We start from the raw sequence: 23,653 nt of genomic DNA on the forward strand, positions 1-23,653 counted from the left end.
GCCAGGGCCGGCCCCCTCCCGTAAGGCTTTCGTCATCAGGGTCAGCCGCGGCCCAGGACGCGGTCGACGGCGATCTCGATGACCACCCGGTCCGGGTTGACCCGCGGCGGGCGGTAGCGCTCGGCGTAGCGGCGCTCCGCCTCGGCGACCTGCTCGGGCTCGTCGCGGACGACCGCGACGCCCTCCAGGGTCGCCCAGCGCGCCCGGTCGACCTGGCAGACCGCGACCCGCATGCCCTCCGGCCCGGCCGCGGCGACGTTGCGCGCCTTGCGGCTGGTGCGGCTGGTGATGACCCGGGCGGTTCCCGTCTCCGGCTCGAAGGTCACACCGACCGGCACCACGTGCGGGGTGCCGTCCGGACGGCTGGTGGTCAGCGTGGAGATGTGCCGCTCGCGCCAGAAGGCGAGCATGGCGTCGTCGAGGTCGCGCGGGTCATGGGCCATGATCGCGATCGTACGGCCCCCGGGAAACGGTCGGTCCCCGGGGGCCGTAGGGCGTGCGGACGGTCAGTGCCCGCGCGCGATCCACTCCGGCAGGGCGGGGGCCTCGGCGCCGATGGTGGTCGGGTCGCCGTGGCCGGTGCGCACCACCGTCTCGGCCGGGAGCGTCAGCAGGCGCTCGCGGATCGAGTCGATGATGGTCGGGAAGTGCGAGAAGGACCGGCCGGTCGCGCCCGGGCCGCCGTGGAACAGGGTGTCCCCGGTGAAGACGGTGCCCAGCGCGGGCGCGTACAGGCAGACCGCGCCCGGCGCGTGGCCCGGGGTGTGCAGGACGGTCAGCTCGATGCCGGCCACCTCGATCCGCTGCCCGTCGGCCAGTTCGCCGTCCGGAAGGCGCTCGGGGTGGGTGAGCTTCCACAGCGGCAGGTCGTCCGGGTGCAGCAGGATCGGCGCACCGGTCCGGGCGGCGAGGGCCGGGGCCGCGTCGATGTGGTCGTTGTGCGCGTGGGTGGAGACGATCGCCCACAGCCGCCGGCCGCCGAGCGCGGCCTCGATGGCCTCGGCGTCGTGCGCGGCGTCGATCACCACCGCCTCCTCGTCGTCGCCGACGATCCAGACGTTGTTCTCCACCTCCCAGCTGCCGCCGTCGAGTTCGAAGGTCCCGGCGGTCACCAGCCGGTCGACCCGGGCGTTCGTGCCGTGCCCGCTCACAGGATCACCACCGAACGCAGGACGTCGCCCTGGTGCATCCGCTCGAAGGCCTGCTCCACCGCGTCGAGTTCGATGGTCTCGCTGACGAAGGCGCGCAGGTCCACGCGGCCCTGGAGGTAGAGGTCGATCAGCATCGGGAAGTCCCGCGAGGGCAGGCAGTCGCCGTACCAGGAGGACTTGAGGGCGCCGCCGCGGCCGAAGACGTCGAGCAGCGGGAGCTCCAGCGTCATCTCCGGGGTGGGCACGCCGACCAGGACGACGGTGCCGGCCAGGTCGCGGGCGTAGAAGGCCTGCTTGTAGGTCTCGGGCCGGCCGACCGCCTCGACGACCACGTCCGCGCCGTTGCCGCCGGTCAGCTCGCGGATCGCCTCGACCGGGTCGGTGGTGCGGGAGTTGACGGTGTGGGTGGCGCCGAGCGTGCGGGCGGTCTCCAGCTTGCGGTCGTCGATGTCCACGGCGATGATCTTCGCCGCGCCCGCCAGCCGGGAGCCCAGCACGGCTGCGCCGCCGACGCCGCCGCAGCCGATGACCGCGACCGAGTCGCCGCGGCCGACGTTGCCGGTGTTGATCGCGGCGCCGATGCCCGCCATCACGCCGCAGCCCAGCAGCCCGGCGACGGCCGGCTCGGCGGCCGGGTCGACCTTGGTGCACTGGCCGGCCGCGACCAGGGTCTTCTCGGCGAAGGCGCCGATGCCCAGGGCCGGGGACAGTTCGGTGCCGTCGAGCAGCGTCATCTTCTGCTTGGCGTTGTGGGTGTCGAAGCAGTACTGCGGGCGCCCGCGCCGACAGGACCGGCACTGGCCGCACACCGCACGCCAGTTGAGGACCACGAAGTCGCCGGGCGCGACCTCGGTGACGCCCTCGCCGACCGTCTCCACGATGCCCGCGGCCTCGTGGCCGAGCAGGAACGGGAACTCGTCGTTGATGCCGCCCTCGCGGTAGTGCAGGTCGGTGTGGCAGACGCCGCAAGCCTGGATCCTGACCACCGCCTCGCCCGGGCCCGGGTCCGGCACCACGATCGTGGTCACCTCCACGGGCGCGCCCTTGGCGCGCGCGATGACTGCCTTGACCTGCTGGGGCATCCGATTCCACCTCCGTCGGCCGGTGCGCCTGTGCACCGGCGTGACCTGCGACAAAACGACTGCAGAAGCACTGCCCACGAAGCGTAGCGCCCACCTCACGGACACTCACCCGGCAGCCGCGGTGCGGTCCTCGCAGCGACGCCCGAGCGGTCCCGGCGCGGCCCTGGAACCGGGGGCGCACGGGCGGCGCCGAGCGCTCGTCGGCACGCCTCGAAGTGCCCGGAAAGCACCGGTGTTGGCTGGAACTGCCGCAGACGGGCGCCCCGCGGCCCACGTACGGTCGTAGCAGAAGCGGTTCACGCGACCACGCTCAGCACTCCTGCCCCACCCGGTGACGCGCCACCGCGCGGCGCCCGTGCCCGGCGCGCACCGACCGTACGCCCGCGCACATTTCGCGCCACTCCGCAGCAGACGCCCGACCCCGCCCCGGCCGTGTCGAGCCGCCGGCCGGCCGCACCCACCCGTCCCCGCACCAATCCCGGATCCACCCCCCGTCGGGCCGCCCCCGCGGCCCCCGCCCTGGAGTCTGGAGTACGGATGTCCATCGAGAACAGTGCGACCGGCGCCGGAACCGGCACCGCCCCGCTCCCCCCGCTGCACTGCCTGCGCCGCCTGGAGCCCGGGCCGCCCCGGCTCGCCGCGCTGCCCACCGGCACGCCGGTCTGGCTGGTCAGCCGGCACGCCGACGTGCGGCAGGTGCTGACGGATCCGCGCCTGGGCCGTGCTCCGCTCTACGCGCCGGACGCGCCGCCGATCACGGTCACGCCCAACATCCTGGACGACCCGCAGAGCATGCTGAACATCGACGGCACCGAGCACCAGCGGCTGCGCCGCACCGTGCAGCGGGCCTTCACCCCGCGGGCGATCGCCCGTTGGAAGCCGTGGGTGGCGTCGGTCGTCGAGTCCCTGATCGACGAGCTGATCGACCACGGCTCCCCCGCCGACATCGTCGGCGGCTACACCCGCCCGCTGCCGGTCGCGGTGATCAGCCGGCTGATGGGCCTGGACAACCTGGACACCAAGCGGCTCGCGCACTGGAGCGACCACGCGCTCTCCACCACCGCCTACAGCGCCGAGGCGATCGGCGCCGCGATGGACGAGTTCGCCGCCTTCGGCGCCGAGGTGATCGCCCAGCGCCGCGCCGAGCCCGGCGACGACCTGGTCAGCAGCCTGCTCGCGGCCGCCGCCGAGGACGGCTCGATCACCGAGGCGCAGCTGGTCGCGCTGGTCATCGGCCTGGTCGTGGCCGGCCACGAGACCACCATGACCAGCCTCGGCAACGCCCTGGTCTACCTGCTCCACGACGGCCGCGAGGCCTGGCAGCAGCTCGCCTCCGACGAGTCCAGCGCCGCCGCCGCGACCGAGCAGCTGCTGCGCGCCGTCCCGCTCGGCGACGCCCACGAGCACATGCCCGGACTGCTGCGCCGCACCGTGGAGGACGTGGAGATCGGCGGGGTGGTGATCCCGGCCGGCAGCGTGGTGGCGGCCGACGCCAGCTCCGCCAACCAGGACCCGTCGGTCTACACCGGGGACCTGAGCACCGAGCTGTTCTCCCCGCTGGCCGCGCCGATGCTGACCTTCGGGGCCGGGCCGCACCACTGCCTGGGCGCCTGGCTGGCCCGGATGGAACTGGAGCTCGCCCTGCACCGGCTGGCCCGCCGGCTGCCCGCCCTGCGGACGACCGAGCCGGTCGAGCGGATCGACTGGCGGCGCGGCCTGCTCACCCGCAGCCCGAACACCCTCCAGGTGGCCTGGTGACCGGCCGGGCCGACACCGAGCCGGTGGTGGTCCGGGTCGACCGGGACCGCTGCATCGGCTCCGGGATGTGCGCGCGCAGCGCGCCCGGCTCGCTGGCCCTCGGCGCCGACGGACTGGCCGCCCCGCTGGCCGCGTACGCCGACGGCGGTGCGGAGTTGACGGAGGAACTGACCGAGGCGGTGGACTTCTGCCCGGTCGAGGCGCTCACCCTGCACGCGGCCCGCGGGGGCTACCGGATCGACCCGGCGGACTGATCCCCGTTCCGGTGGTGCCTGCGCTCGCCGACAGCGGGCGGGCACCACCGGAACCCGCGGGCACCCACCGCAGTCTGCGGGCACCTGTCGCGGTCTGCGGGCACGCCGGGCTTGCGGCACGCCGGGATCGATGAGCCTGGCTCATGGATCGATGAGCTCATCGATCTTGTTCGGCGCTCTCCCCGGCTGGTGGGCTGACCCCATGACAGACGCCGAAGCCCTTGCTCCCACCGACACCTCCGCCCCGCCGGCCGCCCACCGCTGGTCGCCGGTCCTGGCCATGGCCCTCGCCACCTTCACCGTGGTCTCCGCCGAGATGATGCCGGTCGGCCTGCTCACCCCGATGTCCCACAGCCTCGGCGTCTCCGACGGCGTCACCGGCCTCTCCCTCACCATCACCGGCCTGATCGCGGCCGTCCTCTCCCCCTTCGCCCCCATGCTCGTCGGGCTGCGCGACCGCAGGACCGTCCTGGTCGCCTTCATGCTGCTGCTCGGCCTCGCCAACGCCCTGACCGCCCTCGCCCCGGACTTCGCCGTCCTCGCCCTCGGACGCGTCCTGCTCGGCGCAGCGATGGGCATCGTCTGGGGCCTCGCCGCCGGCCTCGGCCCGCGCCTCGCCGACCGTTCGCGCCTCCCCCTGGCCATGACGCTGATCTTCTCCGGCGTCTCCGTCGCCTCCGTCCTCGGCGTCCCGCTGGGCACCTACCTCGCCGCCCTGCTCGACTGGCGCGCCGCGTTCTGGGCCCTCGCCCTGCTCGCCGTCGCCTCCGCCGCCGTCCTCGCCGCCACCCTGCCCGCCCTGCCGGTCCACGGCCGCGGACGGCCGGGCAGCCTCGCCGGTGCCCTGCGCCACCGCGGCGTCGCCGTCGGGCTCGCGATCACCGCGTTCGTCGTGCTCGGCCACTTCGTCGGCTACACCTATGTCCGTCCCGTCCTCGAAACCGACGCGGGCCTGGGCAACGGCGTCATCGCCGCCTGTCTGCTGGTGTACGGACTGGCGGGCGTCGCCGGGAACTTCACCCTCGGCCCGCTGTCCGGACGCCGCCCCAGGACGGCCGTCCTCCTCGCCCTCGCCGGCGTCACCCTCGCCGCCGCCCTGCTCCCGTACGCCACCGGCGGCCTCGCCACCGTGCTGCTCGTCCTGGTGGTCTGGGGCGCCTCGTACGGCGGGGTGTCGGTCTCCACCCAGACCTGGGTGCGCACCGCCGACCCGGCCAGGATCGAGGCCTCGGCGGCGGTCTGGGCAGGCGTCTTCAACGCGAGCATCGCCGTCGGCTCGCTGGCCGGCGGGCTGGTCGTCGACCACGCCGGGACCCACGCCGTCCTGGGCACTGCGGCGGCCCTGACCGCCGCCGGGCTGCTGCTCGCCGCCCGCTCCCGGCCGGGCGCCGGTCGGCGGGGGTGACGGCGATCGGCATCGGGCGGCTCAGTCGACGTGCTTGACCAGCAACTCGACGAAGGCCTCCGCCAACGGGTGCGGCCGCCGCTGGTGCTGCACCACCTCCAGGCTGGTCGGCCCCAGTTCCGGCACCGGCAGGAAGCGGACGTCCGGCCGCTGGAGGTACGTCGTGCTGCGCTCGCACAGCAGCAGCCCCCGGCGGGTGCCGGCCACCATCGACAGGCCCTCCTGGAGGGTGACGGCACCCGCCGCGTACGCCAACTCCCGCCCGCCGGGCGTCCGCCGGGGCGCGTTCGCCTCCCGCCAGTACTCGGGCGCCGGGCCGCGCGGCTCGATCAGCGGCAGCGCGGCCAGCTCCTCGCCGCTCACGCCGCCCGCCCCGACCGGCACCTGCGCGGCCGAGACCGCCAGGTACACCGGCTGCCGGGAGAACTCCAGCAGCACCTCCAAGCCCGGCTCCCGGCAGGGGGCGAGCACGATGGCCAGGTCGACCTCGCCCCGGGCGAGCTGGGAGAACGGGTCCGACCAGGGCAGTTCGACCAGCCGGGCGGCACCCTCCGGCAGGCGCGCGATCGCCCGGGCCACCGGCTCGTACACCGCGCACTGGAAGCCCAGCCGCAGCGGCCGGGCGGTCGCCGCCCGGGCCCGGGCCTCGGCGAAGCCCTCCCGGAGCCGGGCGAAGGCGGGCACCACCTGCTCGGCCAGCGCCCGCCCCAGCTCGGTCGACTCGACCCGCCGGCTGGTCCGCCGGAACAGCGGGGCACCGACCCGGTTCTCCAGACGCTTGACCAGCTGCGAGACCCGGCTCTGGGACAGGCCCAGGCGCTGCGCCGTCCGCCCGAAGTGCAACTGCTCGACGAGGACGGCGAAGCACTCCAGCTCCTGCAACGGCAACTCGGGAAGCACCGGAAGCCCGTGGGGCCCGGGGCCCGCCTCGCCTGGCGTCGGTCGTTCCACCTCGGCAGTCTATGCGCGGCCCCGCGCCCCGGCGCAGGCCAGGGCGGCGCGCAGCTCGGCGGCCGGATCGCCGGCGTGGTACGGGCGTTCGCTCGGCTCGATGTGATCCAGGAACTCCTGGTACCGCAGCGCGTACGACAGGTGGTACAGCGGCTCGGCCAGCTCCAGGGCGCGCAGCGGGTCCGAGCCGGGGGCGTGCCGGCGCCAGGCCTGCGCCCACACTTCGGTGTGGTGCTGCCAGGCCTCCGGCGAGAGGTAGGCGCGCGGGCGCAGCCCGTCCAGCGCGGGATGGCCGAGGCAGGCGTCGGCGAAGTCGATCACGGTGGCCGGGCGGCTGCCGTCGGAGCGCCAGTTGCCGGGGTGGAAGTCGCCGTGCAGCGCCGTCTCGGGCAGGCCGCAGGCCACCAACTCCGCTATCTGAACGGGAAGTTCGGCGATGAGAGCGCGGACGGCGGCCCGTTCCCCGGCGCTCAGGTCGGTCTCCTCGGGGAGCCGGTCCGCGAGCGCCGCCAGCCCGGCGAGCAGCGCACCGGGCGTGCGGTCGCGCAGTCCGGCGGCAGCGGCCGGGCCGTCGGCGAGCGCCGCCTGGGCGGCCACCAGCCGGGGCACCACCTCGGCGACGGTCTCGGCGGACGGGCCCCAGCCGTCCTCGCCGGGCACGTGGTCGAGCAGCAGCCGGCCGGCCGCCGGGTCGGCGGCGAGGACGGTCGGGACGAGCGTCGGATCGGCGTCGGCGAACAGCCGGATGACCGCACCCTCGGCGGCGTTGAAGGCCGGTGTGGTGGTCTTCAGCCAGGCGTCGGCGCCCCCGGCCACCGGGAGGCGGAAGAGGCCGGACAGGTTCCAGGTCCGGATCTGCCGGGCCGGCCCGGCCTGCGGGCGCCCCGCCCGGGCGAGTGCCGACTCCGCCCAGGCCAGCGCCTCGCGCAGGCCGCCGGGCGTGGCCCAGGCGGCACGCCGTTCGGCCGGGCCCAGCCGGGCGGCCGTGTCGCCGTCCGGCACACGGGGGTCGAGGCCCCCGGGCCGCTCCAGCGCCTCGGCGTGGTAGCGCACCCGCCCACCGCTGCCCGGGGTTCCACCGTGCCCCTCGACCAGCCGCGCCACGAGCACCGGCACACCGGACTCCTCCGTCGCCCGCGCCACCACCTCCGCCACGGAGGACCACCAGGGGCTGTCCACCCCGAAGGGCCCCAGCTGCCCGAAGTACTCGTCGCCATGGGTGAGATCGACCGTCACGGTCCGGCTGCTCGTGCTCTGCATCGGAGCAGCCTCACCCATCGGGGCGGGCGCAGTCGAACGATTTAGGACAGGCCCTCCGCAGGTCCTGCCGCAGCCCTCGCCCTGCCGGCGCCCTACCTCACCCGATCGCGACCGCCGTGCCGGAGACCCGTACCCGGGCGTCCTCCGCCCGGAGTTCGACGCTCAGCACGCCGGGCCGGCCCAGGTCCTCGCCCTGGTGCAGCGTCAGCACCACCGGAGCCGCCACCGCGCCCAGCTCGCGCAGGTAGGCGCCGAAGGCGGCCGCGGCCGCGCCGGTGGCCGGGTCCTCGACCACGCCGCCGACCGGGAACGGGTCGCGGACGTGGAAGACCTCGGCGGCCTCGCGCCAGACGAGTTGGAGGGTGACCAGGTCGCGGGCCCGCATGAAGTCCGCCAGGCCGTCGAAGTCGTAGTCGAGCCGGGCCAGTCGGCTGCGGGTGCCGGCGGCGAGGACGAGGTGCCGGGCGCCCGCGTAGGCGATCCGCGGCGGCAGGGCCGGGTCCAGGTCGGCGGCGGACCAGCCGAGCAGGGCGAGCGCCTGCTCGACGTCGGCCGCCGGGACGTCCTCGACCTTCGGCTCTACGCTGGTGAGGGTGGCCCGCAGCAGCCCGTCCGCGCCGCGCTCGACCTCGACCGGGACGTCCCCGGCCGCCGTCGTGAAGACGTACCGCCCGGGGCCGGTGCGCTCGGCCAGGGCGACGGCAGAGGCGACCGTCGCGTGCCCGCAGAACGGCACCTCGGCGAGCGGGCTGAAGTACCGTACCCGGTACGCCCCTTCCGTCGCCCCCGCGGTCAGGAAGGCGGTCTCGGAGTAGCCCACCTCGGCGGCGACGGCGAGCATCCGCTGCTCGGTCAGCCCGGTGGCGTCGAGGACGACGCCCGCCGGGTTCCCGCCCTCGGGGCGGGCGGCGAAGGCGGCGTAGCGGAGGATCGCGGGCTCGGCGGCGGCAGCGGCGTTAGTGGAGGCGTCGTCAGTCATGCCCGGACGAACGCGTTCCGCACGGCCGGTGTTCCCGGTCCCCCGATCGGTCACCGCAGCACCGCCTCCAGGAAGTCCGACCCGAGCCGGGCACTGCCCGCCAGGTCGAGCTGGTAGAGCATGTACCGCCCGCGCCGCTCCGTGGTGAGCAGCCCGGCCTTGCGCAGCACCGCCAGGTGGCGGGAGACCTCGGGCGCGCTGAGCTGCCAGGCGGCGGCCAGTTCGCCGGTGGTGTGCGGGCCGCGGGCCATGGTGCGGACGAGGCGCAGCCGGACGGGGTGGGCGAGTGCCTCCAGACGCTGCTGGACGAGGGCCAGCGAGACCGGCTCGGGCAGGTCGGCCTCGGCGGCCGGGTACTGGAGGACGGGCCGCCAGCCGGCGGCGTGGACGACGAGCAGGTGGGGGCGGCCGAAGACGGTGGGGATGAAGGTGACGCCGCCGTTGTCGACCGCGCTGGTGGCGTTGTCCTGCAGCTTGTCGATGACGATCCGGCGCCGCCCGTCCTCGCCCTGTTCGAGGCCGACGGCCGGCGACAGGGCGGCGACGGCCTCGGCGGCGCCGCGGTGGGCGAGCAGGTCGGCCTTGTGCCGGGCGTCGGCGGCGAGGGCGGGCAGGACGCGCCGCCAGGCGTCGGCGAAGAACGCGGACTCGCAGTCCTCCAGCATCCGCCGCACCAGGGCCCGGACGGCGGGCGGGTCGGCGAGCAGCCGGTCGGCGAAGGCGGCCTGCCGGGGGCCGCGGGCGAGGGCGAGTTCGCGGGCGCGCTCGTTGGCGGCGGGGTCGGTGAGCGGGGAGGCTGCGCGGGCGAGCCGGGAGGAGCCGCAGGTGGTGATGAGGGCTCCGGTGACGTACAGCTCGTCGTCGATCCGGTCGACGGCGTCGAGTTCGTCGGCGAGGGTGGCGCCGGGCAGACCGGGGACGAGGAAGTCGGCGCGCGAGGAGCGCCAGAGGAAGTCGGCCTCCAGCAGCCGCTCGGACAGCTCCGGCGGGATCGTGGCGGTGGTGCTGCTCGCCCAGCCGTGCAGCGCGGGGTGGTGCGCGGGCTCGGCGAGCACGTGCAGCATGGCGTTCAGCTCGGCGAGCGGGGACGGCGTGAAGAGCAGGCGCTCGTCGGGCAGGCCGGTGATGTCGATGGTCACACTCACGCACGGGATCCTGTCACCCCGCCCGAGGCGGCCTCCCGCCGATTGACGGGAACCGTCAATCGGCGTGCCGGGCGGCCGTGCCGGGGCGGACGGTAGCGGCCATGAGCCTGATCCAGGAGAAGTCCGTCCATGACCACGCCGCCGTCCGCGACGGCCTGTCGCCCGCCCCGCCGATCGGCGCCGGCCGCCGGGGCCCGGCCGCGCTGCTCGGACTGCTCGGCTCGGCCGGGCAGTCGCTGCGCCTGCTGACCGCTGCCGGCGGGCCCCGGTACGCCGTCGCGCTGGCGGTGGACGCGGTGGGCGGCGGGATGCTGCGGCCGTTCCTGCTGCTGTACGGGGTCGGGATGCTGCATCTGGGAGCGGGTGCGGTCGGTCTGGCGCTGTCGGCGGGGATGGTCGCGGGTCTGCTGGTGGTGCCGCTGACCGGCCGTTGGATCGACCGCGGTGCCCGCACCCTGCCCGCCGCCGTCACGCTGCTGCTGCGGGCGGCCGGTGCGCTGGCGCTGCTGCTCGCGGACGGCCTGGCGGGGTTCACGGCGGCCGCGGTGCTGTTCGGGGTGGGCAGCCAGTCCTGGCCGACCACGCACGCGGCGGTGGTGAGCACGCTGACCGAGGGGCGGCACCGGGACGCGGCGCTGGCCGCCGGTCGGGCGGTGCGCAATGCGGGGCTGGGCGCGGGCGCACTGCTGGCCACCGTGGCGGTGTCCGGTGGGGCGGGCGCGATCCGGCTGCTGGCCGGGGTGACCGGCGCGGCCTGCCTGAGCGCGGCCTGCCTGGTCGGCTCGCTGCGGGTAAGGGCTGCGCAGACGGCGCAGCCCGGCACGTCGCAGGAGCGGCGCGAGCCGCTGCGCCGGATCACCCTGCTGAGCCTGGCCAACCTGCCGTACGCGTTCTGCTTCGACGTGCTGGAGGTGGCGCTGCCGGCGCTGCTGGTGCTGCAGCTGCACGCCTCCCCGGCCTGGTCCTCGGGCCTGTTCGTGGGCAACACGGTGCTGGTGATCGCCCTGCAGCTGGCGCTGGTGCTGCGGCTGGCGGACCGTTCGCGGCGGGCCGTCCTGGCTGCCTCGGGGGCGCTGCTGGCGGTCTCGTACCTGGGCTTCTGGGCGGCCGGGGCGCTCGGCGGCACGTCGGGGGCGGCGGGGGTCGCGGTGGTCTCGGTGCTGTACACGCTGGGTGAGATCCTCTACACCGGCTCGGGTACGGCGCTGGTGGCGGCGGTCGCCCCGCCGCACCTGATCGGGCGGGCACTGGCGCGCTGGGAGCTGTCGATGGGCGTGGGCCGGGCGGCCGCTCCGGCCGTGCTGACCGCGCTGCCGGCCGCCGGCCCGGCCGCGCTGTGGGTGCCGCTCGCGGCCGCCACCGCGCTGGGGGCGCTGGCGGTGCTGCGGCTGGGCCCGGCGCGGTAGCCCCGGCCGTGGCTCCGGCTCCGCACCCGCCCGAGGCGCGGTCCGCCTCCTCCGGATGCGGGCGCCGCGCCCAACGCCGATGCTGGCGGCGAGGCGTGCGTCAGAGGAAGGACTGGTCAACGTGAGTGCACTCGACTTCGACATCGTCGACAGCCCCGACAGCTCGCTCAACAAGACCTCCGTCCTGGTCACCGGCCCGCGGGACGCCCTGCTGGTGGACGCCGGGTTCACCCGCTCCGACGGCCGCCGCCTGGTCGAGCGGGTCGAGGCCTCCGGCAAGCGGCTGACCACCGTGTTCATCAGCCACGGCGACCCGGACTTCTACTTCGGCGCCCAGGAGATCCAGGACGCCTTCCCGCAGGCCCGGTTCCTGGCCACCGCCTCGACCGTCGAGCACATCCAGGAGACGTACGAGGCCAAGCTGCGCGCCTGGGCCCACCTGGGCCCCGAGCTGCCCACCCGGCTGGTGCGGCCCGAGGTGCTGCCGAGCGACGAGATCGTCTTCGAGGGCCACCGCTTCGAGGTGCGCGGCGCCGACTTCCACCTGCCCGACCGGCACTACCTCTGGCAGCACCACCACCGCGCCGTGCTCGGCGGGGTGCTGCTCTTCGAGGGCCTGCACGTGTGGACGGCCGACACCCCGACCGCCTCCCAACGGGCCGCCTGGATCGACCTGTTGGACGGCATCGAGGCGCTGCACCCGACCTGGGTGGCGGCCGGCCACCGGACCGCGGGCGCGCCCACCGACCTGAACGCCGTCGACCACACCCGTGCCTACCTGCGCGCCTTCGAGACCGAGATCGGCCGGGCCGCCGACGCGGCCGCGGCGAAGGAGGCGCTGGAGCGGCGCTTCCCGGAGCTGGGGCTGCGGATCGCGGTGGACATCGGCACCAAAGTCGTCATGGGCGAGATGGCGTGGGGGTGAGCGGACGATGATCGAGATCCCCAGGGACGTCTCCGCCTTCGCCGAGTCCGCCGCCCCCGCCGACGTGGTGCGCCGCCAGTACCTGGCCTCCGCCCGGGGCGACCTCGCCGCGCTGCGCGCCACGCTCGCCGAGGACGTCGAGTGGACCGAGATGGCCGGCTTCCCGCTGGCCGGCACCTACCGCACCCCGAAGGGCGTCACCACGAACGTGATGGAGCGGCTGGCCGCCGAGTGGGACGACTGGACGGCGCACGACGACACCTACGTGGTGGACGGCGAGGACGTCGTGGTGCTGGCCCGCTACACGGCCGTCCACAAGGCCACCGGGAAGCCGCTCGCGGTCAGGGTCGCCCACCACTTCACCGTGCGCGGCGGCCGGATCGTCCGCTTCGAGCAGTTCACCGACACCGCGCTGGTCAGGGCGGCGATGACCGCCTGAGGCCCTTCCCGAGGCCCGCCGGAGGCCTCGCCCGGGATCCGCCCGAGGCCGCCCCACGGCGCCCCGTTCACCCGTACGGGCGAGCGGGGCGCGGCGCGCCCGCCGCCGTCTCGACACACCACCCGGACGGCGGCAGGCTGGCCCCGGATCCACGGCCGGAGAACGACCGGAGAACGAGGAGTCGAGCATGGCGGGCACGGACAACGGCACCACCGGGACGAACCGCGGGCAGGGCCGCCCGATCGTCATCGTCGGCGCGTCCCTGGGCGGCGCGAAGGCGGCCGAGGCGCTGCGGGAGGCCGGGTACCGGGGCGGCATCGTCCTGATCGGCGAGGAGCACGAACGCCCGTACGAGCGTCCGCCGCTGTCCAAGGGCTACCTGCAGGGCAAGACGTCCCGGGAGAAGATCTACGTCCACCCGCCGCAGTGGTACGGGGAGCAGGACGTCACGCTGCGCCTGGGCACGGCGGTGACCTCGATCGACCCGGCCGGGCACACCGTGACGCTCGCCGACGACGGCCGCATCGAGTACGACAAGCTGCTGCTGACCACCGGCTCGGTGCCGCGCCGCCTGCCGGTGCCCGGCGCCGACCAGGACGGCGTGCTCTACCTGCGCCGGGTCGAGGACAGCGACCGGATCAGGGCGGCGCTGCGCCCCGGCGCCCGGATCGCGGTGGTCGGCGCGGGCTGGATCGGCCTGGAGGTGGCGGCCGCGGCCCGCGAGGCGGGCGCCGAGGTGACGGTGCTGGAGGCGCTCGAACTGCCGCTGCTGCGGGTGCTCGGCTGGGAGGTCGCCCAGGTCTTCGCCGACCTGCACCGGGCGCACGGCGTGGACCTGCGCTTCGGGGTGAAGGTGGCCGAACTGACCGGCGACCGCGGCACGGTGACCGGCGTGCGGCTCGGCGACGGGACGACGGTGGCGGCCGACGCGGTGGTGGTCGGCATCGGCATCTCCCCCGCCACCGGGCTCGCGGAGGCCGCCGGACTGGAGGTCGACAACGGCATCAAGACCGATCGGCAGCTGCGCACCTCGGACCCGGACGTCTTCGCGGCCGGCGACGCCGCCAACGCCTACCACCCGCTGTTCGACCGGCACATCCGGGTCGAGCACTGGGCCAACGCCGTCAACCAGCCGCGCACCGCGGCCCGGGCGATGCTCGGGCAGCCGGACGCCGTCTACGACCGTGTCCCCTACTTCTTCACGGACCAGTACGACCTGGGTGCGGAGTACGTCGGCTACGTCGAGCCGGACGGCTACGACCGGGTGGTGTTCCGCGGCGACCCGGCCGCCCGCGAGTTCATCGCGTTCTGGCTCTCCGGCGGCCGGGTGCGCGCGGGGATGAACGTCAACGTCTGGGACGTCACCGACCCGATCCGCGAACTGGTGCGCTCGGGGCGGGTGGTGGACACCAAGGCGCTGGCCGACCCGGACGTACCGCTCGGGGAGCTGTAGCGCGGGCCGTACCGATCAACCGACGGGGATCCCGGGGTTCACCAGGCCCCGGCCCCCGGTGACGGTGTTGTCCGCGCCGATCGTCACCCTGCACGTGGCGGCGTCGTAGTTCGTGACGTCGATCGCGTAGCGGTCGGCCCCGGAGGCGCCGGTGAGGTCGGAGCGGTTGCCGCGGAAGACGGTGCCGCAGCCCCAGCCCGGCTGGACGCTGTGGGTCTGGTAGCCGTCGTTCGTGGTGCGCCTGCCGGTGTTGTTCTCGATGACGTAGCCGTTGCCCTTCACGTCGACCCACGAGTCGTCGTAGTTGCGGCCGGTGAGTCCGTCGCCGTCGAAGGTGTTGCCGGAGACGAGGCCGCCGGTGGTGCCCTCCTTGAGGTCGACGTTCTCGGCGCCGATGCCGGGCCCGAAGGTGTTGCCGGTGATCTGCACGTAGTCGCTGTGGTCGGTGAGGGTGTTGGCGGTGCCGACGTAGACGCCCTCGCCCAGGCCGTCCCGGTTCAGGCCGGTGTCGTGGATGCGCGAGCCGCGCAGCGTGCCGTGGGCGCTGGAGTTGCGGAAGTGCACCCCCTCCATGGTGGTGTGGTGGACCGTCACGCCGTCCAGCACCACGTAGTCCGCGGCGTCCGCCATGATGCCCTTCTGGGCGCCGGTGACGGTCAGCCCCTGGACGGTCCAGTAGCTCGCGCCGTCGAGATGGAGGCCGTAGCCGCCGCCGGTGGGGGTGGTGAGGACGGCCTTGGCGGAGCCGGTGAGGGTGATCCGGGCGGCGGCGGTGCCGGGCACGGTGGCCCGGAAGGCGCCGGAGTAGGTGCCGTCGGCGAGCTGGATGGTCTGGCCGGGCGCGGCGGCGGCGAGCGCGGCCTGGAGCTGCTTGGCGGTGCTCACCTTGACCACGGCCGACGCCGGGGCCCGAGCCGCGGACGGGGCGGCGACCGCGACGGCGCCCGCGCCGAGGAGGAGGGCCCCGAGGGCGGTGAGGGCGGCGCCGAGGACCGGCGGGGACTGCGGCTTCACGGACGGTGCTCCTTGCGACGGTCGGAAGTGGCAGGAACATGCCGTCAGCCAGAGTGGACTGGACCATTTCAGAGCGTCAAGAGTGCCGACGGCGGTTCCACCGCACTACCGGTCCCGCCGCGCTACCGGCTCCGGTCGGCGAGCGGGGTTCCGTTCGGGGCCCCGTCCGGGGGTCCGTCCAGGGCTCCGACCAGGGACTCGGCCAGGCGGCGGGCCCGGGTGTCCTCGTCCAGCAGCAGCCGCACCAGCGGACCGGGGGCCGCGCCGTCCAGGTAGGCCTCGACGGAGCGGGGGTCGGCGGGCAGCACGACCGTCCCGGCGGTGAGGGCCGCGTGGGCCCGGGCGTAGTCGAGGCCGAGCCGGGCGAGCAGTTCGCCGCCGCTGTCGTCCACGTCCGGCAGCGGTTGCGGCTGCGACCGGGGCTGGTGGCCCAGGACTTCGTGGACGGCCAGGACGGCGAGCAGGACGTGCTCGGTGCCGGGCGTCCGGCGGCCGAGGCGTTGGGCCTGCCCGTCGGCCTCCCGCCGGATCCACTCCGACGACGGCGCCGGGGCGGCCGCGCCCGCTTTCCACAGCCGCTTCCAGCGGGGCGGTCGGTGCGGGCGGCCGCCGAGCAGTGCGTCCCGGGTGGGAACCAGCAGCGGGTCCAGCGCGGTCGGCTCCTCGCCCGGCTCCGGCACGGTGTCCATCAGGCCCTCCCCACAGAGATGACTTTGCGCATACCTTACGCACGCTTTGCCTTTCTTTTGTAGTCGGCCGCGCGTCAAGTCCGCGTCAGGAACGGCGGCGGAAGCTTCGACGGCACGCCGTTGTTGGCACCGGGAGAACTCGCGCCGGCGAAAGGGGTGAGCACCGTGGCCGACACACTCCCGGGGCCGGAACACGCCCCGGACGAACAGGTCCCGGACGGACACGCCCCTGACGGCCACGGCCACAGCGCGGCGGAGGCGCTGGACGCCTACTCGGGGATCGTCACCACCGTGGCCGCCGCCGTGACGCCCCGGGTGGCCGCACTCCAGGTCCCGCGGCGCGGCCGTGGCGGCTGGTTCAGCACCGCGCTCGGCTCGGCGGTGGTCTTCACCGAGGACGGCTTCCTGCTCACCAATGCCCACGTCGTCGGCCACGCCGACGCCGGGACGCTGGCCTTCGCCGACGGCACCACCTCCCCGTTCCACACCATCGGCGCCGACCCGCTCTCCGACCTCGCCGTCCTGCGCGCCGACGGCGCGACCCCCACCCCGGTCAGCCTCGGCGAGGCGACCGCGCTGCGGGTCGGACAGCTGGTCGTCGCCGTCGGCAACCCGCTCGGGCTGGCCGGAACGGTCACCGCCGGCGTGGTCAGCGCGCTCGGCCGCTCGCTGCCCGCCCGCTCCGGCAGCACCGTGCGCATCATCGACAACGTCATCCAGACCGACGCCGCCCTCAACCCCGGCAACTCCGGCGGCGCGCTGACCACCGCGAACGGCGAGGTCGTCGGGATCACCACGGCGGTGGCCGGGAACGGGCTCGGCCTGGCCGTACCGATCGACGCCACCAGCCGGCAGATCATCGCCGCCCTGCTCACCGAGGGCCGGATCCGCCGCGCCTACCTGGGCCTGGCCGGGGTGCCCGCACCCCTGCCGCCCGCCCTGCGCCACCGCACCGGGCAGCGCGCCGGCCTGCGGATCGTCGAGGTGGTCCACGGCGCCCCCGCCGACCGCGCCGGCCTGCACGAGGGCGACCTGCTGCTCACCGCCTCCGGGGAGCCGATGAGCAGCGCGCAGTCCCTGCAGCGCCTGATGCTGGCCGACGCGATCAACCGTCCACTGGCGCTCACGGTGCTGCGCGGCGAGGCCCTGGTCGACGTCATCGCCGTCCCGGCGGAGTTGCCCTCGGACGACTAGCCGCCATTCAGGCCCGGGCGCTACGCGTTCTCCGGGCGGCCCTGGCCCGTGTCTCGGCGGGAGCCCGTGTCTCGGCGGGGCGCGCGGGGTGGTCCCGTGGGGCCGTCCGTACGGGCGGCCCCGGTGTCCGAACCTGTGACCGCCCGCGCGCCCCGCCCCCTGTTCTCCACCGGTTCGCCGGGGCTCCGGAGTACCGGCCGGAGTCCCGGGTGTTCGGTGTGGTCCGCCGCCGGGCGTTCGCGGTCGGCGGCGGGCCGTTCGGGGCGCCCTCAGAGCGGGCGGTCCAGGCGCAGCGGTGCGGCGCGTACGGTGCCGCGTGGCAGTGCGGTGGGCAGGGCGGCCGGGTCCGAGGTGGCGACCGGCAGCCGCTGCTGCCCGGGCCGGTACCGGGTGCCGCCGGGGTGGGCCGAGTGCTTCCTCACCGCCGGCTACCGCCTCGCCGCGAGGAGTCCGGTCGCCGGGCCGGCCGGCAGGTGCCAGCGGGCGCGGCGGTGCAGTGCCTCCAGTTCGTGCAGCTGGTCGAGCAGTTCCGGCACCGGCACGGTCAGCACCGGGCAGCCGGCCCGGCGCGCGCAGTAGCCGGACACCGAGCGCCGCAGCCGGCGGCGCAGCAGGCCGCCGCTGCGCCCGAGGACCAGCAGGTCGCCGGGTCGGTCGGCGACCTGGACCAGGGCCGGGCCGGTCTCGCCCCGGATGACCACGGGGCGCAGCGGCAGGCCGGGGTCGGCGCCGCCGAAGGCCTCGTCGAGGGTGTCGTGCAGGCGCTGTTCGGCGGCTTCCCGGACGGCGGCGAGCAGCGGCGGGCAGGGCGAGCGCCGGTAGCCGAGCTCACCGCCCGGCGGTTCCCAGGCGAGGACCGGCAGCAGTTCCGCGCCGCGCTCCCGGGCTTCGGCCGCGGCCCGGTGCAGCGCCGCCAGGCTGCCCAGTGAGCCGCTGACCCCGACCACCACCCTGGGTGCCGTGCTGCCCTCGTGTCGCCCGCTGCCGTGCATGGTCCGTCCTCGTCTCGTGGTTGCCGGTGCCCCTCCAGCCAACCCGTGCCCGGGCCGCGCACCGACACTCCTTGACGCCTTTCTGACGTCCGGTACGGCGTTTCGAACGCTCTCCATACGGGCGTGGCGGGAGCGCGGGGGCAGCGCGGTAGATGACATGAATGGTGCTATCGTCACTAGCATCATGCTGCTGAAGCTGGACGTCGGGGACACCCGACCGCTGCACGAACAGGTCGCAGGTGCGATCAGACGGGCCGTCGCCGAGGGTGAGTGCGCCCCGGGGGACAAGCTGCCCCCGGCCCGGGAGCTCTCCCGGGCCCTGGGCGTGAACAGCAACACCGTCCTGCGGGGGCTGCGCGCACTGCGCGACGAGGGGCTGCTGGAGTTCCGCCGGGGCCGGGGCATCACGATCGCGGCCGGCGCCGACACCCGCTCCGAACTGGTCGAGCGGGTGCGGCAGTTGGTCGCCGACGCGGCCAGGTCCGGCTACAGCAGGAACGATCTCGTGGAGATGATCAGGGGGATGTCGTGACGGACGAAGGCGCGACGGACGAAGGCGTGACGGACGAAGGTGTGACGGACGAGGGAGCAGGAACGGTGCAGCCCGGGGCCGGGAAGCCGGCGCGTCGGGGTGCACGCCGGGGGGCGCTCTGGGGTGCGGCGGTCTGGTCGGTCGGCGTGCTGGCGCTGCTGGTCGCGCTGCCGCTGGCGGCGCGTCACCGGCTGCCGGACCCGCTGGCCACGCACTGGGGAGGGCGGGATCCGGACGGTTCGATGTCGCTGACGGCGGCGGTGCTGTTCCCGGCGGGTCTGTGGCTGGTGCTGGTGGCGCTCTCGGCGCTCGCCCGGCGTTACTGGGACCTGCGGACGCCCGGCGCGGCGGCGGCGGTGCTGGCAGGCGGTGGAGTGCTGCTGACGGGGGCCCAGACCTCCATCGTGCACGCCAACCTGGACCGCGTCCGCTGGCAGGACGCCGCGCCGATGGGCATCGAGGTGGTCCTGATCATGCTGGCCACTGCCGGGGCCACGACGCTGGCCTGGCTGGCGGGCCGGCGGAACGCGGGCCCGGCCGAGCAGCGTCCGGCGGCCGGGTCGCCGGTGCTGCAGGTGCCGGCGGGCGAGCGGTTCGTCTGGCTGTCGCGGGCCGCCAACCCCTGGCTGCAGCTGCTCGCCGCCGTGCTCGGGCTGGCCGCGGTGGCGGGCGCGCTGACGGCCGCGAGCGGACTGGCCGGGCCGGACTGGTCGATCGCGCTGTCGTTCGGGCTCCCCGCCCTCGCCGTCCTCACCTGCTCCTCGGTGCAGGCCAGGGTGACCTCCCGGGGCCTGACCGTCGGCTTCGGCCCGTTCGGCCGGCCCGCCCGGCACTGGGCTCCCGAAGACCTCGTCTCGGCGCGCGCCGAGGAGCGCACCGCCGCCCAGGCGGGCGGCTGGGGCTACCGGATCAACAGCCGCGGCACCACGGTGATGCTGCGCCGCGGCGCCTGCCTGGTGGTGCGCACCCGCCAGGGCGCCGAGTTCGCCGTCAGCGTGGACGACGCCGAGCGCGGCGCTGCCCTGCTCAACGCGCTGATCGCGCGCAGCGGGCAGCCGACGGGCTGAGCCGGACCACCGGTCACGGGCCCGGGGTCACCGGATACGTCCTAAACCACTCCATTCGGTGGTGCTTCGAACGTCGATGCGGGTACACCAGTTGACGGCCGCTCAGGTCCGGCGGTGCCGTCGACACCGCCCCCCGTCCTGTCCCCCGCGGCCCGAGAAGTGCGCGGGCTCAAGCGCCCGCACCCAGGCAAGGAGGCGTCCGTGACGCACGACTCACGCACGCAGAACCCAGCGGACGCCCGGCGGGGCGTCCAGGACGAACGGACCGTCACATTCCTGCGCCTCGGCGTCGGACTGATCGGCATCCTGCTGCCGGTCGCCCTGCCGTTCGGCAACTGGCTGGCCGCCCTGGTGACGGGGCGCAGCACCGACGGCTACTGGCCGGGCTCGATGAGCGCCTCGTACTACACCGACACCCGGAACGTCTTCGTCGGCGCCCTGTGCGCCCTCGGGGTGTTCCTGATCTGCTACCGCTTCGACCGCCGGGACGACCGCTGGAGCACGGCGGCCGGGTTCTTCGCGGTCGGGGTCGCGCTGTGCCCGACCTCCCCGTCGGACGCCTCGGACATCGAGCGCACCGTCGGGGTGTTCCATCTCGTCTTCGCGAGCCTGCTGTTCGTCATGCTGGCGATGTTCTGCCTCTACTCCTTCCGCAACCCACGATCGACCCAGCCGGCCGCGGTCGGTGCCGCCTACCTGACGGCCGGGGTGGTGATCCTGGTCGCGCTGCTGCTCTCCGTCGTGGCCGGGGCGACGGGCATCGGCAAGGGCTGGGAGATCCGGCCGCTGTACCTGTGCGAGTGGCTGGCGACCTGGGCGTTCGGTGTGGCCTGGCTCGGCGCCGCGCTCGAACTCGCGCGGCACGGCCGGCGCGAGTCCGACCCGGCCGCCGTCCCCCGGCAGCCGGGCGCTCGGGCGGTGGAGGCGAGCCAGCCGGAGGCCCAAGCCTGAGAGCTCAGACCGAGGACTCAGACCGAGGACTCAAACCGAGGGCTCAGGCTGAAGGCTCAGACTGAGGGTTCATCATCTCGTCGTACCGATGGCCGTTACCATGCGCTCCAAGGACCGCCGCCCCGGGCGGCCGGTGACGGGATTCCCCACGGGAGGGCGAGCATGGCGAACGAGGTCCGGGCGGAGCGCGGTCCGCAGGAGGAGCACTCCCCGGTGGACCTGCGGATGGACGTCCCGCACTCCGCCCGCGTCTACGACTACCTGATCGGCGGCAAGACCAACTTCGAGGCGGACCGGACCGCGGCGCACGCCTCGGTGCGGGCCTGGCCCTCGCTGCCGATCTCGATGCGCACCACCCGCGACTTCATGCAGCGGTCGGTGCGCCACCTCACCGAGCAGTACGGCGTGCGGCAGTTCCTGGACATCGGCACCGGCATCCCCACCTCGCCGAACGTGCACGAGATCGCCCAGGCGATCGCCCCCGGGGCGCGGGTGGCGTACGTGGACAACGACCCGATCGTGCTGACCCACGCGCGGGCGCTGATGTCCAGCACGCCCGAGGGACGCACCTGTTACGTGGACGCCGACTTCCGCGACCCGGAGTCGATCATCGACGACCCCCGGCTGCGCGAGGTGCTGGACCTCTCGCAGCCGGTGGCGCTGTCGCTGATCGCGATCGTCCACTTCGTGCTGGATTCGGACGACCCGCAGGGCATCGTGCGCCGCTTCATGGACGCCCTGGCGCCCGGTAGCTTCCTCGCCCTGACGGTCTTCACCGGCGACACCGACCCGGTGGGCGTGGGCGGTGTCGGCCGGGAGTACAACGCGCGCGGCATCCCGCTGCAGATCCGCGACAAGGCCGAGACCGAGGCCTTCTTCACCGGCTACGACCTGCTCGACCCGGGCGTCACCCTGGTCCACCACTGGCGCCCGGACGCCGACGCCGCACCCGTCCGCGACCGGGACATCGCGATGTACGCGGGCGTGGCGATCAAGCGGTGAGTCGTCAGGACGCAGGCCTGGTCAGCCGGGGACGGTCACCAGGCCCGCCTCGTAGGCGAGGATGACCAGGTGCACCCGGTCGCGGGCGTCGAGCTTGGCCAGCAGCCGGGTCATGTAGGTCTTGACGGTGGCGATGCTGAGCACCAGTTCGGCGGCGATCTCGGGGTTGGAGAGGCCGCGGCCGACCAGGGTGAGGATCTCCCGCTCGCGCCCGGTGATCGCCTCCAGCCGCCGGAGGGCGGGCGTCACCGCGGCGGTCCCCGGCTGCGGCGGTCGGCCGCCGACGAAGGCGCCGATCAGCCGCCGGGTCACGCTCGGGGCGATCAGGGCGTCCCCGGCGGCGACCACCCGCACGGCGCCCAGGATGTCGTCCAGCGCCATGTCCTTGACCAGGAACCCGGACGCCCCCGCGCTCAGCGCCGCGTAGACGTGCTCGTCCTCGTCGAAGGTGGTGAGCACCACCACCCTGGTCGGGCCGTCGGCGGCGGTCACCAGCCGGGTGGCCTCGATGCCGTCCATGCCGGGCATCCGGATGTCCATCACCACGACGTCCGGGCGCAGTTCGGCGGCCAGCCGGACGGCCTCGGCCCCGGTGCCCGCCTCACCGACCACCTCGACGTCGGCCGTCTCCGCGATCACCATCTCCAGCGCCGCCCGCACCAGCGGCTGGTCGTCGGCCAGGATGACCCGGATCATGCCCGTGCCTCCGCCCCGGCTGCGGGAACGGCGGCCGGGACCGGCAGCGTGGCCGCGACCCGGAACCCGCCGCCGGGACGCGGCCCGGCCTCGAACCCGCCGTGCAGCAGGGCGACCCGCTCGCGCAGCCCGGCCAGCCCGACGCCGCTGCCCGGGGCGGTGCCGTGGCCCCGGCCCCGGTCGGTCACCTCGACGGACAGCTCCCCCGCCGTGCGGCGGTCGACGGAGACGACGCACGCGCGGACGTCCGCGTGCCGGACCACGTTGGTGACCGACTCCTGGACGATCCGGAAGGCCGCGAGGTCCACCTCCGGCGGCAGCGGCTCCTGGTCGCCGAACCGCCGGACCTCCACCCGCACTCCCGCCGCGGTGGTGGCCTCCGCCAGCCGGTCGAGGTCGGCCAGGCCCTGCGGGGCGGTCGCCGAGGCCTCGCCGTCGGCGCGGCGCAGAGCGACCAGCATCCGGCGCAGCGCCGCCAGGGTGTCCCGCCCGGCGGCCTCGATCTCGCCCAGCGACGCCTTGGCCCGCTCGGGCCGACTGTCGATGACCCGGCGGGCGGCACCCGCCTGCAGGGCGACGATGCCCAGGCTGTGCGCGACGGTGTCGTGCATCTCGCGGGCGATCCGCAGCCGTTCGGCGGTGACCGCCTCGGCGGCCGCCCGGGTGCTCAACGCCTCGGCGTGCTCCCGGTTCTGCCGCACCGAACGCCCGACCAACCAGGCGACCAGCGCGAGCAGCGCCGCGCCGTCGGCGGAGCCGATGTGGGTGCCGGTGAAGATCCCGACGGTGTTGCCGCGCACCAGGCCGATGTGCAGCACCAGGAAGACCATGACCAGGGTGAACGCGGCCCGCGACGTGCGCCGCGGCTGGGTGGCGGTGATCAGGCAGAGCGCGGCGTCCACGGCGAGCAGCGCGGCGGGCGGCACCTGGGTGCCCCCGGCCCAGCCGTCGGTCTCCGTCCAGGTGGCGATCAGCAACAGCGCGACCGAGAGCACCGGCAGCCGGCGCACCAGGGCGGCGCCGGTGAAGGCCACCGCCGTGTCGGCCAGCGTGAACGCCAGGCCGCCGTGTGCGGCGGCGCCGCCGTACTGCCGGGCCGTGCTGCCGAGCAGGACGGCGGGGTAGGCGGCGGCCGCGCACCACGCGAGTCCGACCCAGACCTCGGGCGGGACGCGCCGGAACAGCGGCGGGGAGGTGGTCGAAGGCATGGTTCAAGATCGTAACGAGGGGCGACGGCTGCGTCATCGGACCGTGGTTGTACATCCGGGGGTGACAGCCGGGGTGAGCCGGTGTCAGCGCCGGTCCGAT

The 23,653-nt window shown here is 75.1% G+C and carries 25 protein-coding genes; 12 read left to right on the forward strand and 13 right to left on the reverse strand.

What is annotated here, in order from left to right; genetic code table 11:
* Positions 1–41: 41 nt before the first annotated feature.
* The 3 genes from CRP52_RS01900 to CRP52_RS01910 form a co-directional block, all read right to left on the reverse strand.
* The gene (locus CRP52_RS01900; RefSeq protein ID WP_030060404.1) at positions 42–443 is read right to left on the reverse strand and encodes a pyridoxamine 5'-phosphate oxidase family protein; all 402 of its coding nucleotides are present in this window, start codon (positions 441–443) and stop codon (positions 42–44) included.
* Between the two features lie 63 nt (positions 444–506).
* On the reverse strand, positions 507–1,151 hold the full coding sequence (locus tag CRP52_RS01905; RefSeq protein ID WP_097234762.1) for an MBL fold metallo-hydrolase: 645 nt from the start codon (positions 1,149–1,151) through the stop codon (positions 507–509).
* A complete protein-coding gene (locus tag CRP52_RS01910) occupies positions 1,148–2,233 on the reverse strand; it encodes an S-(hydroxymethyl)mycothiol dehydrogenase (protein ID WP_097234763.1) in 1,086 nt (361 codons plus the stop codon). Before CRP52_RS01910 ends, CRP52_RS01905 begins: the two co-directional genes overlap by 4 nt.
* A gap of 537 nt (positions 2,234–2,770) precedes the next feature.
* On the opposite strand from CRP52_RS01910, the gene CRP52_RS01915 reads away from it, so the two are divergent.
* The 3 genes from CRP52_RS01915 to CRP52_RS01925 all read left to right on the forward strand — a co-directional run bounded on the left by CRP52_RS01915 (position 2,771) and on the right by CRP52_RS01925 (position 5,650).
* Positions 2,771–3,991, forward strand: a complete 1,221-nt coding sequence (locus tag CRP52_RS01915; RefSeq protein ID WP_097234764.1) for a cytochrome P450 — start codon at positions 2,771–2,773, stop codon at positions 3,989–3,991.
* On the forward strand, positions 3,988–4,245 hold the full coding sequence (locus tag CRP52_RS01920; RefSeq protein ID WP_257032231.1) for a ferredoxin: 258 nt from the start codon (positions 3,988–3,990) through the stop codon (positions 4,243–4,245). The genes CRP52_RS01915 and CRP52_RS01920 overlap by 4 nt, the downstream gene beginning before the upstream one ends.
* 202 nt (positions 4,246–4,447) lie before the next feature.
* Entirely contained in the window at positions 4,448–5,650 is a 1,203-nt protein-coding gene (locus tag CRP52_RS01925) for an MFS transporter (RefSeq protein ID WP_218893055.1), read from the forward strand.
* Positions 5,651–5,671: 21 nt separating this feature from the next.
* On the opposite strand, the gene CRP52_RS01930 is transcribed toward CRP52_RS01925, so the two are convergent.
* The 4 genes from CRP52_RS01930 to CRP52_RS01945 all read right to left on the reverse strand — a co-directional run bounded on the left by CRP52_RS01930 (position 5,672) and on the right by CRP52_RS01945 (position 9,985).
* Positions 5,672–6,601, reverse strand: a complete 930-nt coding sequence (locus CRP52_RS01930) for a LysR family transcriptional regulator (RefSeq protein ID WP_097234765.1) — start codon at positions 6,599–6,601, stop codon at positions 5,672–5,674.
* A gap of 9 nt (positions 6,602–6,610) precedes the next feature.
* Complete coding sequence (locus tag CRP52_RS01935) at positions 6,611–7,861, reverse strand: phosphotransferase family protein (protein WP_097234766.1); 1,251 nt, start codon at positions 7,859–7,861, stop codon at positions 6,611–6,613.
* 97 nt (positions 7,862–7,958) lie between these two features.
* Positions 7,959–8,840, reverse strand: coding sequence for a PhzF family phenazine biosynthesis protein (locus CRP52_RS01940; protein WP_097234767.1), 882 nt, complete (start codon positions 8,838–8,840; stop codon positions 7,959–7,961).
* Between the two features lie 50 nt (positions 8,841–8,890).
* Positions 8,891–9,985, reverse strand: a complete 1,095-nt coding sequence (locus tag CRP52_RS01945) for a DUF5937 family protein (RefSeq protein WP_097234768.1) — start codon at positions 9,983–9,985, stop codon at positions 8,891–8,893.
* 101 nt (positions 9,986–10,086) lie between these two features.
* Between CRP52_RS01945 and CRP52_RS01950 the strand changes: the two genes are divergently transcribed.
* From CRP52_RS01950 to CRP52_RS01965, 4 genes are all read left to right on the forward strand, one after another.
* Complete coding sequence (locus CRP52_RS01950) at positions 10,087–11,391, forward strand: MFS transporter (RefSeq protein WP_097234769.1); 1,305 nt, start codon at positions 10,087–10,089, stop codon at positions 11,389–11,391.
* A gap of 121 nt (positions 11,392–11,512) precedes the next feature.
* Positions 11,513–12,316, forward strand: coding sequence for an MBL fold metallo-hydrolase (locus CRP52_RS01955; RefSeq protein WP_097234770.1), 804 nt, complete (start codon positions 11,513–11,515; stop codon positions 12,314–12,316).
* Positions 12,317–12,323: 7 nt separating this feature from the next.
* Positions 12,324–12,755: a nuclear transport factor 2 family protein gene (locus tag CRP52_RS01960; RefSeq protein WP_097234771.1), complete on the forward strand. Its 432-nt coding sequence runs from the start codon at positions 12,324–12,326 to the stop codon at positions 12,753–12,755.
* A gap of 187 nt (positions 12,756–12,942) precedes the next feature.
* Positions 12,943–14,208, forward strand: a complete 1,266-nt coding sequence (locus CRP52_RS01965) for an NAD(P)/FAD-dependent oxidoreductase (protein ID WP_097234772.1) — start codon at positions 12,943–12,945, stop codon at positions 14,206–14,208.
* A gap of 15 nt (positions 14,209–14,223) precedes the next feature.
* On the opposite strand, the gene CRP52_RS01970 is transcribed toward CRP52_RS01965, so the two are convergent.
* Together CRP52_RS01970 and CRP52_RS01975 are read right to left on the reverse strand one after the other, a co-directional pair.
* Positions 14,224–15,222 carry a right-handed parallel beta-helix repeat-containing protein gene (locus CRP52_RS01970; protein ID WP_097234773.1) on the reverse strand — a complete coding sequence of 333 codons (999 nt, stop codon included), beginning with the start codon at positions 15,220–15,222 and terminating at the stop codon, positions 14,224–14,226.
* 122 nt (positions 15,223–15,344) lie between these two features.
* The gene (locus CRP52_RS01975; protein ID WP_097234774.1) at positions 15,345–15,911 is read right to left on the reverse strand and encodes a hypothetical protein; all 567 of its coding nucleotides are present in this window, start codon (positions 15,909–15,911) and stop codon (positions 15,345–15,347) included.
* Positions 15,912–16,076: 165 nt separating this feature from the next.
* On the opposite strand from CRP52_RS01975, the gene CRP52_RS01980 reads away from it, so the two are divergent.
* Complete coding sequence (locus CRP52_RS01980) at positions 16,077–17,105, forward strand: S1C family serine protease (protein ID WP_097239768.1); 1,029 nt, start codon at positions 16,077–16,079, stop codon at positions 17,103–17,105.
* A 269-nt stretch (positions 17,106–17,374) separates the two neighbouring features.
* Here the strand turns inward: CRP52_RS01980 and CRP52_RS37990 are convergent, their stop codons facing one another.
* Both CRP52_RS37990 and CRP52_RS01985 read right to left on the reverse strand, forming a co-directional pair.
* Positions 17,375–17,527: a hypothetical protein gene (locus tag CRP52_RS37990; RefSeq protein ID WP_179852653.1), complete on the reverse strand. Its 153-nt coding sequence runs from the start codon at positions 17,525–17,527 to the stop codon at positions 17,375–17,377.
* Positions 17,528–17,533: 6 nt separating this feature from the next.
* Positions 17,534–18,097: a universal stress protein gene (locus tag CRP52_RS01985; RefSeq protein ID WP_097234775.1), complete on the reverse strand. Its 564-nt coding sequence runs from the start codon at positions 18,095–18,097 to the stop codon at positions 17,534–17,536.
* Between the two features lie 184 nt (positions 18,098–18,281).
* On the opposite strand from CRP52_RS01985, the gene CRP52_RS01990 reads away from it, so the two are divergent.
* The 4 genes from CRP52_RS01990 (at position 18,282) to CRP52_RS02005 (ending at position 21,649) form a co-directional block, all read left to right on the forward strand.
* The gene (locus CRP52_RS01990) at positions 18,282–18,629 is read left to right on the forward strand and encodes a GntR family transcriptional regulator (RefSeq protein ID WP_097234776.1); all 348 of its coding nucleotides are present in this window, start codon (positions 18,282–18,284) and stop codon (positions 18,627–18,629) included.
* 26 nt (positions 18,630–18,655) lie between these two features.
* Positions 18,656–19,696, forward strand: a complete 1,041-nt coding sequence (locus CRP52_RS01995; protein WP_257032232.1) for a DUF1648 domain-containing protein — start codon at positions 18,656–18,658, stop codon at positions 19,694–19,696.
* Positions 19,697–19,897: 201 nt separating this feature from the next.
* A complete protein-coding gene (locus CRP52_RS02000) occupies positions 19,898–20,647 on the forward strand; it encodes a hypothetical protein (protein ID WP_179852654.1) in 750 nt (249 codons plus the stop codon).
* 162 nt (positions 20,648–20,809) lie between these two features.
* Positions 20,810–21,649 carry an SAM-dependent methyltransferase gene (locus CRP52_RS02005; protein WP_097234778.1) on the forward strand — a complete coding sequence of 280 codons (840 nt, stop codon included), beginning with the start codon at positions 20,810–20,812 and terminating at the stop codon, positions 21,647–21,649.
* A gap of 21 nt (positions 21,650–21,670) precedes the next feature.
* Here the strand turns inward: CRP52_RS02005 and CRP52_RS02010 are convergent, their stop codons facing one another.
* Together CRP52_RS02010 and CRP52_RS02015 are read right to left on the reverse strand one after the other, a co-directional pair.
* Complete coding sequence (locus CRP52_RS02010) at positions 21,671–22,345, reverse strand: response regulator (RefSeq protein WP_097234779.1); 675 nt, start codon at positions 22,343–22,345, stop codon at positions 21,671–21,673.
* A complete protein-coding gene (locus CRP52_RS02015; protein ID WP_097234780.1) occupies positions 22,342–23,553 on the reverse strand; it encodes a sensor histidine kinase in 1,212 nt (403 codons plus the stop codon). Before CRP52_RS02015 ends, CRP52_RS02010 begins: the two co-directional genes overlap by 4 nt.
* Positions 23,554–23,653 lie beyond the last annotated feature (100 nt).

The organism is Streptomyces sp. 1331.2 (genome assembly GCF_900199205.1).
Lineage (GTDB): Bacteria > Actinomycetota > Actinomycetes > Streptomycetales > Streptomycetaceae > Kitasatospora.

Coding starts and splice junctions, on each gene's coding strand:
- CRP52_RS01915 (WP_097234764.1), top strand. CDS start 2,771: ATGTCCATCGAGAACAGTGCGACCGGCGCCGGAACCGGCACCGCCCCG.
- CRP52_RS01900 (WP_030060404.1), bottom strand. CDS start 443: ATGGCCCATGACCCGCGCGACCTCGACGACGCCATGCTCGCCTTCTGG.
- CRP52_RS01960 (WP_097234771.1), top strand. CDS start 12,324: ATGATCGAGATCCCCAGGGACGTCTCCGCCTTCGCCGAGTCCGCCGCC.
- CRP52_RS01935 (WP_097234766.1), bottom strand. CDS start 7,861: ATGCAGAGCACGAGCAGCCGGACCGTGACGGTCGATCTCACCCATGGC.
- CRP52_RS02005 (WP_097234778.1), top strand. CDS start 20,810: ATGGCGAACGAGGTCCGGGCGGAGCGCGGTCCGCAGGAGGAGCACTCC.
- CRP52_RS02015 (WP_097234780.1), bottom strand. CDS start 23,553: ATGCCTTCGACCACCTCCCCGCCGCTGTTCCGGCGCGTCCCGCCCGAG.
- CRP52_RS02010 (WP_097234779.1), bottom strand. CDS start 22,345: ATGATCCGGGTCATCCTGGCCGACGACCAGCCGCTGGTGCGGGCGGCG.
- CRP52_RS01975 (WP_097234774.1), bottom strand. CDS start 15,911: ATGGACACCGTGCCGGAGCCGGGCGAGGAGCCGACCGCGCTGGACCCG.
- CRP52_RS01940 (WP_097234767.1), bottom strand. CDS start 8,840: ATGACTGACGACGCCTCCACTAACGCCGCTGCCGCCGCCGAGCCCGCG.
- CRP52_RS01965 (WP_097234772.1), top strand. CDS start 12,943: ATGGCGGGCACGGACAACGGCACCACCGGGACGAACCGCGGGCAGGGC.
- CRP52_RS01925 (WP_218893055.1), top strand. CDS start 4,448: ATGACAGACGCCGAAGCCCTTGCTCCCACCGACACCTCCGCCCCGCCG.
- CRP52_RS01985 (WP_097234775.1), bottom strand. CDS start 18,097: ATGCACGGCAGCGGGCGACACGAGGGCAGCACGGCACCCAGGGTGGTG.
- CRP52_RS01990 (WP_097234776.1), top strand. CDS start 18,282: ATGCTGCTGAAGCTGGACGTCGGGGACACCCGACCGCTGCACGAACAG.
- CRP52_RS01950 (WP_097234769.1), top strand. CDS start 10,087: ATGAGCCTGATCCAGGAGAAGTCCGTCCATGACCACGCCGCCGTCCGC.
- CRP52_RS01910 (WP_097234763.1), bottom strand. CDS start 2,233: ATGCCCCAGCAGGTCAAGGCAGTCATCGCGCGCGCCAAGGGCGCGCCC.